Consider the following 8,893-nt stretch of genomic DNA (forward strand, 5'->3'; position numbering starts at 1 on the left):
GGCCACTGCCGCGCCCGGTTCGGGTGATAGCCCCGGCGCTGTGCGCCGGGGCTATGCGACTACTTCACGCGGCCAGTGCGTGCGCTTCCTCCTCGCTGGTGGCATCTTCCGGCGCGTCGGCGTCGGCCTCGTCCACCACCACCGGCACGCCTTCCGGCTCGGTGTGATGGCCGGTCTGGAATACGGCGGGCATCCAACCCGTACCATCCGCCAGCCGTTCCGCTTCGCTGGCAATGTCGCCTTTTTTCAACTTTGACAGGCGGGTGACATGCGCCGGGGCGTACTGGTTTACGGCTTCCAGAATCACGGCCTTGGGGACGTGCTGGAAATAGCCCTCGGCGGTCGGCTTCCACCATGCGGCCATGTCCAACTCCACTGCCCGCGCCAGTTCCGCGCCGGGCTGGTGCTGCGCAGCGCGAGGCGTCACCACGTCCACCGTGGAAGCCACGCACACGGCAAGCAGGCGCACCAGTTCATCTTGCGACTTCGTCAGCAACACGGCGAACAGTTCGGCGCTTTCCTCCGGCAAGGTTGCGCCCGCGACTTCCTGCAAGGTGCGCAATGCTACGGCGGCGGGCGATTCCGACACGTCCGGGGCAAGGCTTTCCAGCCGGTCTTGCACTTTCAGGCTGACGCCAAGCGGCAAGTCATGTCCGTGGTAGCGGTCTTGCAGCACGGTTTGCACCATGCCATGCACCAGCGCAGCCAGTGCCACCAGCGGATGCCGGGCGACTTCGACTTGCAACGCCGCCGTGCGGTGGGCGCTCAACCGCTGCGCCAGCCGATCGGACACGCTGGCGGTCTTGGGCGCTTCGGGTTCGTCGCCTTCGTCGTCGTTCGCGCTTTCCCCGACGAATCCCTGCCGCAGCTTTTCCAGCGTGCGCAGTGCCTTGGCCTCGGCCTCGCGCAGCAGGCCGCGATGAATCACGGCTTCGCCCTCGCGGTCGAGCGTGACGATGGAACCGGCCACGGCGCGCACGTCCGGGGCGTAGCTTTGCAAGGCTTCTTCGATGGTTTGCAGTTCCCCGGCCACGTGTTCGCGGCGTTCTTCCAGCGTTGCCGCCTTGTCCTCGTCCTCGGCGTCGTAAGCGTCTTCCAGTTCGGCGTCGATTTTTTCGAGGCGGGTTTGCAGCGAGGCGAAGCGGCGGGCTTCGCGGGCGGTCGGCTCGCGGCGCTGGCGCGGCGCGTTCTGGAATGCCTGCCGGTCGGCGGAACTGATGTGCGGCGTAGCATCCACCCACGCCCAGCCTTCGGCACGCACGCCCTCGGCCAGCGCGTCCAGTTTGCCGCGCACCAACGTTTCCAGCAGTGCGGCGTCGGTCAGGTAGGTTCCGGTATCGCCTTCGGCGAACAGGTCGCGGCGGGTGCCGCCGCCTGCCGCCGTGTAGGTCTCCAGCCCGGCGAAACGCACCAACGGATGCGCGGCATTGATTTCGCGCTCGGTCAGGCGTTCGCGCAGAGCGGACGCGCCGCGCTGCCATTCCGGCGCACCGTAGTACGCGGCTTCCTGCGCGGCGTGGTCGTCGGTGACGGTCAAGGCCATCAACTGTTCCAGCGTTGCGGTGCCGGCGCGGTAATCGACCAGCAGGCGCGGCGAGACGTTTGCCAGCTTCAAGCGGCGCTGCACCACCAGCGGGGTCACGCCGAAGTCAGCGGCAATGTCCTCGATGGGTCGGCCTTCCTTGACCAGTGCGGCAAAAGCCGCGAACTGATCGGCGGGGTGCATGTTCTCGCGCTGCACGTTTTCCGCGAGGCTCACGGTACGGGCGGACGCATCGGCCACCAGCAGGCACGGCACTTCGTAGTCGGCGGCGATGCGCTTCTTCTTCGCCAGCAGCTTCAACGCGGTCAGGCGGCGGTCGCCCGCCACGACTTCGTAATGCTCACCATCTGCGGCGGCAATCACGATGAGGTTTTGCAGCAGGCCGACGCGGGCGATGCTCGCAGCCAGTTCAGGGATGGACTGGCGCGGAGTCGTGCGGACGTTGCGCTTGGAGCGGCGCGGCAACAGTTGCGACAGCGGAACCAGAATCAGGTTCTTGGTCGGGTCGGCCACTTCCAGCGGCGTGACGGCTTCAACGGCGGAGGCTTCGGTTTTGAGAACGGCGTTCATGGTGATAACTCCTTGCGGTTAGGGATGCAGCAGCGAAAGAAGCGGCAAGGGCTGCTGCCTGCCCCTGCCGCGTTGGGATTCAGGCTTTCAACTGGCGCAGGCCATCGGCCAGCAGCCACAAGGCGCGATTGAGGCGGATGCCGTTGTCGATGCCTTGCACCGGGCGAGTGGTCTGGCGGCGACCATTCGCGGCACGGGCGGACAGGCCGCCTTTGATGAGGTTTTCTTGCGTGCGGTTGAACACGCTCCACAAGTCGCGGCGGCTGTCGTCGTGACGGCGCGGCATCAGGATTTGCGATTCCGTGATGGGCGCGGGCTTGTCCTCGTCGTACTTCAACGCCAGCGCAGCGCGGGCGAAGACTTCCGATTCCCCTGCATCCAGCGTGATTGCCTGCATGGCATCGCGGGATTCCTGCGCTCGGTCGAAGCCGCGCAGGACTTCGTAAGCGCCTTCAATGACCTGCGCGGCCACATCGCCTTTGTGGGGTACGCGCACGTCCGCCACGGTGTCGCCACAAACGAGGCCGTTCTGGCACACAAAGCGGAACATGCCGGCGAGCATCTGATAGCTGCTCGTGCCGTCGTGGGAGTTCAGCAGGATGATTTCGTTGGCCTCGCGGCCGTTGATCTGGCTGGCATGGCGCAGCCGGATCATGTGCTTGGTGTAGTCACGGCGGTCGTCGGCGCGCACGCGGGTCTGGCACACCATGAAGGGCTCGAAGCCCTCCCCGCGCAGCTCTTGCAGCACGCTGGCGGTGGGGATATAGCTGTACCGCTGCGAACGGCTTTCGTGCGGGGCGTCCGCGAAGATGGACGGGGCCACGGCGCGGATTTGGTCATCGGACAAGGGGCGTTCCGAACGCAGCACCGGCGAACGGGAAGCGAAGCGAGAGGCGAGTTGCATGGTGATTTCTCCTGACAAAGAAAGAAGGGTTGGCTTTCACCGCACACCGGATTTCTAGATTCGGAGCCCAGCCTTTCGGCTGTTCGGTGCGGTCGGCACGACGAACCCGGTTGGCCTCGTTGCCACCGTCTTTTCTGAGTTCATCGCCCGCGACGGTCAGGAGCGCGCGGACGGGGGCCGTCAAGGAGACAAGCGCAGGGTTGGTGCGGCCCGCAGGCGCAGCCGAGGACACGGCCCTGCGCGCCTTGACGGCACACGGCCGCGGGCTACAGTCGCGGACAAGGTGATGAGGTCAGGAAAGACGGTGACCTAGGCAACGGCCATCCCTGTGTGCCGACCGCACGCAAGCGAAGCGCGCAGGCCCGGATCGAGAATCCGGGCCGTAGGCGTCAGCGATGGAAGCCCGCAGGGGCCGAGACGCCGCAGGCGGCTCGATGCGCAGCACGACAGCGCGACCGGCAACGCCGGGGACGCCCATCAGCTCGATGTCGCCACGTGCTTGCCGCCAGATCCTTTTTCGCGGAAAATGGAGGTCAAGGCCTCGTCCGCCTGAGCTTCGAGCGGCTCAATCAAGACTGCTGAAACTGCTTTTCCTCATCTTCTTGCCACCACCATGCGATATCGCCTGGGCGTCGGCCAAGTAATCGCTCGATTGGCCACGCTGAGATCAGGAGAATCGTATGTCGATCGGCATTTCCGACCTTGCCCATTCCGTTCGCAAGAACAGCGCTGCTCAAGGGCCATCCGTGCCCCTCGGGCATTCGCAGCAGTTGGTCGTGGCGGCGCTGGGCTACAAGACCTTTGCCGCCTACCAGGCTGCACAAGCGACTTCACAGGAACCGGCGCATCTGGCCGATGTCCACCACGTCGTACTCGACGTCGACCGGCTCGATCAGCGTGCGTCGGAGCTTGGCGTGGCGACCACGCCCGACCAACTGCACGCGTTGCTCGATACCGCCTTCGGCGAGCGCGCGCCGCATATCCGCCTCCACGCGTCCTACGCCGCCTTCGAGGATTTTCTGCGGCAGCATGTGGATCAAACGGTCACGGAAGATAGTGACGTGAATAGCGAAATGGCCAATGCCAACTACGACGGCATCGACGAGGTGTATTTCGATTTCGAGGTCGCGTTCGATGACGTCGCCGTGGGCGGTGCGCTCGATATCGAACTGGCCGGGCACGTAGGCCTGGGAATCGACACCGAGCGGCCCTACGCGGGCCACATCGTGAACGTGGAGGGCGTGCTGAGCGTGGTGCGCCTGGGCCAGCACTGTTTTGGATCGGTGGATTGCCAGGTCACCAAGGCTGATCTGGATACCGACTGGGGCGACGACGACCACGAAGACGGGCCGCCGGTGCGCAGCACGTCGCAGGCCTACGCGGAGTTGCTCGGCCTGGAGCTGCACGAGGTCGGCGACCTGGTCGATGTCGAGGCCGAGCCGCGAGACGGCAATAGCGGCGAGATGATCTACAGCTATCTGCTGGATTTCACGGACGCCGCCTCGCCCGAGATCGCGCAGAAGATCCTGCGGCGCCACGGCTCGCTGCGTATCGAGGTCGGCCCGAGCTTCTTCGAGAACTTGCGTAGCGACGACTGGCCGCGGTAACGACGCAAGCACGCGCATCCCACGGAAGTGGGATGCGCGACCCAGGCGTCCGCGAGGACACCGACCGTTAGCCGTTGCCTTACCGCATGTCGGCGTACAAGGTCAGCGGGGCAAAGATCGCGGCGATGACGACCGCGCCCAGCGAGGTCAGCCAGAAATCGACGCCGATGGCAATGACGTCCGCCAGCTTCGGCACGGCGGAGACCCGGTGCAATATCGCATTGACGCGCACGATGACCTGCAGCCAGTCCGGCATCGTCGTCACCGCATGAGGGCGTTGAACAAGAAGGTCAATGGGTACAGCACCAGCAATCCCATGCCAGGGCACTGGAGGCGGTACGTGCCGTCATGCCAAAAGGCTCAAATATCTAGCTGATGCACCTGCATCCAGCATCAGCATCACCCCCGCCCGTCAGAATGACGCCTAAGGCTACTCAAGACTGACATCGAAGGGCGCGTACACCGATCGAAACGTCGTCAGGATGCTCTGCCTGGCCGCATCCAGTTCGCCAGCGGCGCGATGGGTGAGCGTGTACGTCGGACAATCCGGCTGACCGCAGCCGCAGTGTTTGATCTCCCCTTCCTTGAGGCGAGTCACGAAGATGCGCCGCAGCGCATCGACCTGACGAACGACCTTGTTCAATACGGCGCGGATGCGTCGATCGCGAAGATGATGGATCGATGGGATGCGCCGGATCTCGTCGCCTTCGCGTGTCCGCCACACGCCGGTGTTCAGCGCGCCTATAGTGTCTTCGATGGCCTGCTGAAAAGCAGGCAGGGAGCTTTCCTGATGGAATGGCGTGCGAAAGGCGGGACGATCGAACACGGCCGCCATCAATTGCAGCGCATCGGCATCCGTCAATTCGGGAAAGTCGTCCACGAACGCACGGATCGCCGTTTCGGCATCGGGAAATTCGATGCCCTGGACAAAACGGCGCAGCAGGTATTCGGCGCGAAGGCGCAGGTTTTCCTCGAACTCCACGCCCGACCATATCGTCACGTGCGCAACGCCCAGGGACGCTGCGGCCTGCTCGATCCGCGTTCGGGCGGTGTCCGACACGGCGCCACGGCAGACGAACTTGAAGGCATCCGGCACCCCGCCGATGGCCTTGACCGCCTTGCTCATGTCGCTCTTGGCCTTCGCCAGGGTCAGCGTGTCCCGGTTCGCGCATTGGATGATGGTTTTGCGTGCTGGCCGGTCATCAAACGGCTCGGTGCCCGAGATGTCCCGTCCTTGGTCTCCACCGGATTGCCCGCGCCAGACCAAGTCGTGCCAGCCGGCGCGCACGTGATACGCAAAGACCAGGCGCTCGAACTGAAGGCCGCTGTAGTCCTCGAAGTGAATGGGAGAAACCGTCACTGTCGCCATGCCTTTTTCCTTTTCTTTGTGACTACACGTCCTTCACTACGCCGCACTACGCCGTAGCGAGTTCCCCCGATAGCCAATGAAAGCCACCATTACTCCGTGCGGCGGCAAACCTTTCGACGCCGAACACTCACGGAGTTCGACATGGAGAATAGCCCGCTGCAAAAAATCAATAGGGACGACGGTGCCGAAGGACTACCGCGAGCTGCCTCCCTACCCCTCCCCGGCACGGCCGCCTACGAGGAACTGCCCCAGTTTCCCAAGCGCAACACCTTGCCGTTTCGTCGCACGATTCGCCGCCAGGAACTGCGGCAGATCGTTCCGCTGGCCGAGACTACGATCTACGAGATGGAGCGCCGTGGCGAGTTTCCGCGTCGCTTCAACCTGACGCCGCGCTGTGTCGTGTGGGACCTGGCCGAGGTGGAAGCGTGGGTCGAGGCCCGCAAGCAAGCGCCGCGCGGCGGCGTCTCGAAACCCGATGTCCGTCTACGAAAAACCCGCCCTGTGCGAGCGGCCTCTCGCCAGGAATGAAGCGCGGAGCGGCCCTTAGCTCACCAACGCTCCCAGTTCCCTGGACACTGACCGCGTCAGCCGTCGGCCCTCCTTTGCCACGTTGACCTGCAGCGCCACCCGCGCCACGTCCAGCACGTCCAAGGCCAGCGAATACGTGCCCTTGGCCTGCAGCCAGGCCAGCACGTCCGCCAAGTGCCAGATCGATGCGCTGCCCTCATGCACCGGCGCCGGAAAGCTGCCCGGGTGGGCCAACATCAGCTTGCGCATGTTCTGCCGCGACACACCCACAATATCGGCCACGTCGGTCAGTCCAACCAGGTCCGGCGCGACTTCGATCAACTGTGCCGAAGGCACAGCGTGCCGCACGTCTGCCAGCGCGCTGCGCACGGCCGCCCCGGCATCGGTCGCCTCGCGGGTGAATTCCAGCGCCATGCGTCCCGGCTGCCCGATGCCGATCAAGGCGTCGTCGCAACCGGTCTCGCCCAAGCGCTCGACCAGCGCATCGGTGTCGCTGTCGTCGTCCGCAAGCTGGTACTTCAGGGTAAAGGTGTATTCCATCGCTCTCGTCCTTGGCCCTGTCGGGCGCGGCGGACGCCCACCTGGATGGGCGAGCCACACGCTCGGCTCGCCCGCGAGCGTCTTCAACGTCTTGCCTCCCATGAGCGAGACGGCCATCAGCAACCATGACTATGGACAGGAAGGGCATGGTTGTCAAGTGACAACCATGCCCTTACATTAGGCTATGGCGCTCAACATCGGCACCGTCACGTTCGCCGGCATCAACTTGGGCACGTAGGTCTGCCCGCTACCCCAGGCGTCGACCAGGTTGGACCACTCTTGCAGCATGTGGCGCCGTTGCTCGGCGTATTCGGCCTTGTTGTAGATCGAGCGCGACGAGCGTCCGTCTTCGTGCGCCAGGCACTTCTCGATCCAGTCGCGGTTAAAGCCGATCTCGTTCAACAGGGTCGACCCGGTACGGCGCAGGTCGTGCACGGTGAATGGCTGCAGCGGTAGCCCTTTGCTTTTTGCGGCGTCCGCCACGAGCTGCGTGACCCGATTCAAGGTCGCATTGGACATGCAGCGCTCTGCGTCGTAACGCGAGGGAAAAACGAATCGTGAGCCTGCCGCGCAGGCGTGCAGCGTGACGAAGATGCCCAGCGCCTGACGCGACAGATAGACCACATGCGGGTTGCGTCCTTTCATCCGCTCCTTAGGGATCGTCCACGTCGCGTTCTCGAAATTGACCTCATCCCAGGTGGCGTGAATCAGTTCGCTCTTGCGCACCAGCGTCAGCAGAATCAAGCGCAGCGCCAGCTTAATGGTCGGATAGGTGGCCACCGATTCCATCTGCTGCACCATCAGCCGGATTTCCAGCGGCGACAAGGCGCGATCCTTCGGCACGAAGGTGGCGATCGACGCCGCCCCCACGCTGTTGGCGGGGTTCTCCACCTTTTCACCGTGGGCGATGGCGTAGACATAGACCTGCTTCACGATGTCCCGGATCTGAACTGCGGTGGCTGGCGCCCCCCGCTCCTTGACCTTGTTGCACAAGGCCCGCAAGTCTTCAGGCTCAATTTCGATCAGCAGACGGTTCTGGAAGACCGGCAGGATGTCCCGGTCGATGATGTGCTTGCGCATGGCGCGGGTGCTGTCGGCCAATTTCGCGTGGGCCAGCCAGGCGTCCATCGCCGCGCCGAAGGTCTTGATGGCGACCACGCGGCGCTTCTCGCGTTGCTTTTCAATGGCGGGCGAGATGCCCTTGAGAACGGCTTTCCGCGCGTCCAAAAGCAGTTCGCGCGCCATCGCCAGTGAAATACCGTCAGGGCCGTAGCGCCCGAGGGTTAGGGTCTCCCGGCGTCCGTTAAGACGGTAGTCATAGCGGAAGGTGACGGTACCGGCGGTCGATACCGTCACGTACATCCCATCACGGTCAGAAGCCTTATAAATCCGTGACTTAGGCTTCAAATTACGCAGTGCAGCGTCGGTAAGCATCGTGCATTTCCTCCTGTTTTTTGACGGCTTTTACCGTCAAGGATCAGGAGACCCACTGATGCCCGGAAAGCCGCATAAAACAAGCTTCTCCGAGAAGATTTTTACCGTCAAAGACGGTAAAAGTCTGAATAGTGAATGGGAGGGTATCAATCCGGCCTCGATTTCTACCGTCAGCTGTACCGCCAACTTTTTCTGCTGGCCGGCGATTGACACCGATAGCCGCCGCGACGTATTTCTTTCTAAATCAACACGTTATGGCTGTTTTTCGATAGCTGGCGATAGTCCCCGAAGGACCTGATTTCACTCCCACTCAATCGTCGCCGGCGGCTTGCCCGACACGTCGTACACCACCCGGTTCAAGCCACGCACTTCATTGATGATGCGGTTCGACACCCGAC

At 63.6% G+C, this 8,893-nt stretch carries 10 protein-coding genes; 3 read left to right on the plus strand and 7 right to left on the minus strand.

The window, feature by feature from the left end; translation table 11 throughout:
* Positions 1–64 precede the first annotated feature (64 nt).
* Together QZ609_RS21055 and QZ609_RS21060 are read right to left on the minus strand one after the other, a co-directional pair.
* A complete protein-coding gene (locus QZ609_RS21055; RefSeq protein ID WP_017514201.1) occupies positions 65–2,113 on the minus strand; it encodes a ParB/RepB/Spo0J family partition protein in 2,049 nt (682 codons plus the stop codon).
* 79 nt (positions 2,114–2,192) lie between these two features.
* Complete coding sequence (locus QZ609_RS21060) at positions 2,193–3,017, minus strand: DUF932 domain-containing protein (RefSeq protein ID WP_017514202.1); 825 nt, start codon at positions 3,015–3,017, stop codon at positions 2,193–2,195.
* A gap of 680 nt (positions 3,018–3,697) precedes the next feature.
* Here QZ609_RS21060 and QZ609_RS21065 point away from each other — a divergent pair.
* A complete protein-coding gene (locus QZ609_RS21065) occupies positions 3,698–4,624 on the plus strand; it encodes a hypothetical protein (protein WP_017514573.1) in 927 nt (308 codons plus the stop codon).
* A 79-nt stretch (positions 4,625–4,703) separates the two neighbouring features.
* Here the strand turns inward: QZ609_RS21065 and QZ609_RS21070 are convergent, their stop codons facing one another.
* Together QZ609_RS21070 and QZ609_RS21075 are read right to left on the minus strand one after the other, a co-directional pair.
* Complete coding sequence (locus tag QZ609_RS21070) at positions 4,704–4,880, minus strand: hypothetical protein (protein ID WP_017514572.1); 177 nt, start codon at positions 4,878–4,880, stop codon at positions 4,704–4,706.
* Positions 4,881–5,054: 174 nt separating this feature from the next.
* Positions 5,055–5,993, minus strand: a complete 939-nt coding sequence (locus tag QZ609_RS21075) for a hypothetical protein (RefSeq protein ID WP_017514571.1) — start codon at positions 5,991–5,993, stop codon at positions 5,055–5,057.
* Positions 5,994–6,134: 141 nt separating this feature from the next.
* Here QZ609_RS21075 and QZ609_RS21080 point away from each other — a divergent pair, with 141 nt between their 5' ends.
* A complete protein-coding gene (locus QZ609_RS21080; protein ID WP_017514570.1) occupies positions 6,135–6,521 on the plus strand; it encodes an AlpA family transcriptional regulator in 387 nt (128 codons plus the stop codon).
* Between the two features lie 15 nt (positions 6,522–6,536).
* Here the strand turns inward: QZ609_RS21080 and QZ609_RS21085 are convergent, their stop codons facing one another.
* Positions 6,537–7,061: an AlpA family transcriptional regulator gene (locus tag QZ609_RS21085; protein WP_017514569.1), complete on the minus strand. Its 525-nt coding sequence runs from the start codon at positions 7,059–7,061 to the stop codon at positions 6,537–6,539.
* 177 nt (positions 7,062–7,238) lie between these two features.
* Complete coding sequence (locus QZ609_RS21090) at positions 7,239–8,495, minus strand: tyrosine-type recombinase/integrase (protein ID WP_024569797.1); 1,257 nt, start codon at positions 8,493–8,495, stop codon at positions 7,239–7,241.
* A 1-nt stretch (position 8,496) separates the two neighbouring features.
* Between QZ609_RS21090 and QZ609_RS21095 the strand changes: the two genes are divergently transcribed.
* Positions 8,497–8,793 (plus strand): hypothetical protein, encoded by a 297-nt coding sequence (locus QZ609_RS21095; RefSeq protein ID WP_167351968.1) that lies wholly within the window; start codon positions 8,497–8,499, stop codon positions 8,791–8,793.
* Positions 8,794–8,795: 2 nt separating this feature from the next.
* Here the strand turns inward: QZ609_RS21095 and QZ609_RS21100 are convergent.
* On the minus strand, positions 8,796–8,893 hold a 98-nt coding region (locus tag QZ609_RS21100; protein WP_295499139.1), incomplete at its 5' end, for a hypothetical protein.

The organism is uncultured Ralstonia sp., assembly GCA_913056305.1.
Taxonomy (GTDB): Bacteria; Pseudomonadota; Gammaproteobacteria; order Burkholderiales; family Burkholderiaceae; genus Ralstonia.

Coding starts and splice junctions, on each gene's coding strand:
- QZ609_RS21055 (WP_017514201.1), bottom strand. CDS start 2,113: ATGAACGCCGTTCTCAAAACCGAAGCCTCCGCCGTTGAAGCCGTCACG.
- QZ609_RS21060 (WP_017514202.1), bottom strand. CDS start 3,017: ATGCAACTCGCCTCTCGCTTCGCTTCCCGTTCGCCGGTGCTGCGTTCG.
- QZ609_RS21065 (WP_017514573.1), top strand. CDS start 3,698: ATGTCGATCGGCATTTCCGACCTTGCCCATTCCGTTCGCAAGAACAGC.
- QZ609_RS21070 (WP_017514572.1), bottom strand. CDS start 4,880: ATGCCGGACTGGCTGCAGGTCATCGTGCGCGTCAATGCGATATTGCAC.
- QZ609_RS21075 (WP_017514571.1), bottom strand. CDS start 5,993: ATGGCGACAGTGACGGTTTCTCCCATTCACTTCGAGGACTACAGCGGC.
- QZ609_RS21080 (WP_017514570.1), top strand. CDS start 6,135: ATGGAGAATAGCCCGCTGCAAAAAATCAATAGGGACGACGGTGCCGAA.
- QZ609_RS21085 (WP_017514569.1), bottom strand. CDS start 7,061: ATGGAATACACCTTTACCCTGAAGTACCAGCTTGCGGACGACGACAGC.
- QZ609_RS21090 (WP_024569797.1), bottom strand. CDS start 8,495: ATGCTTACCGACGCTGCACTGCGTAATTTGAAGCCTAAGTCACGGATT.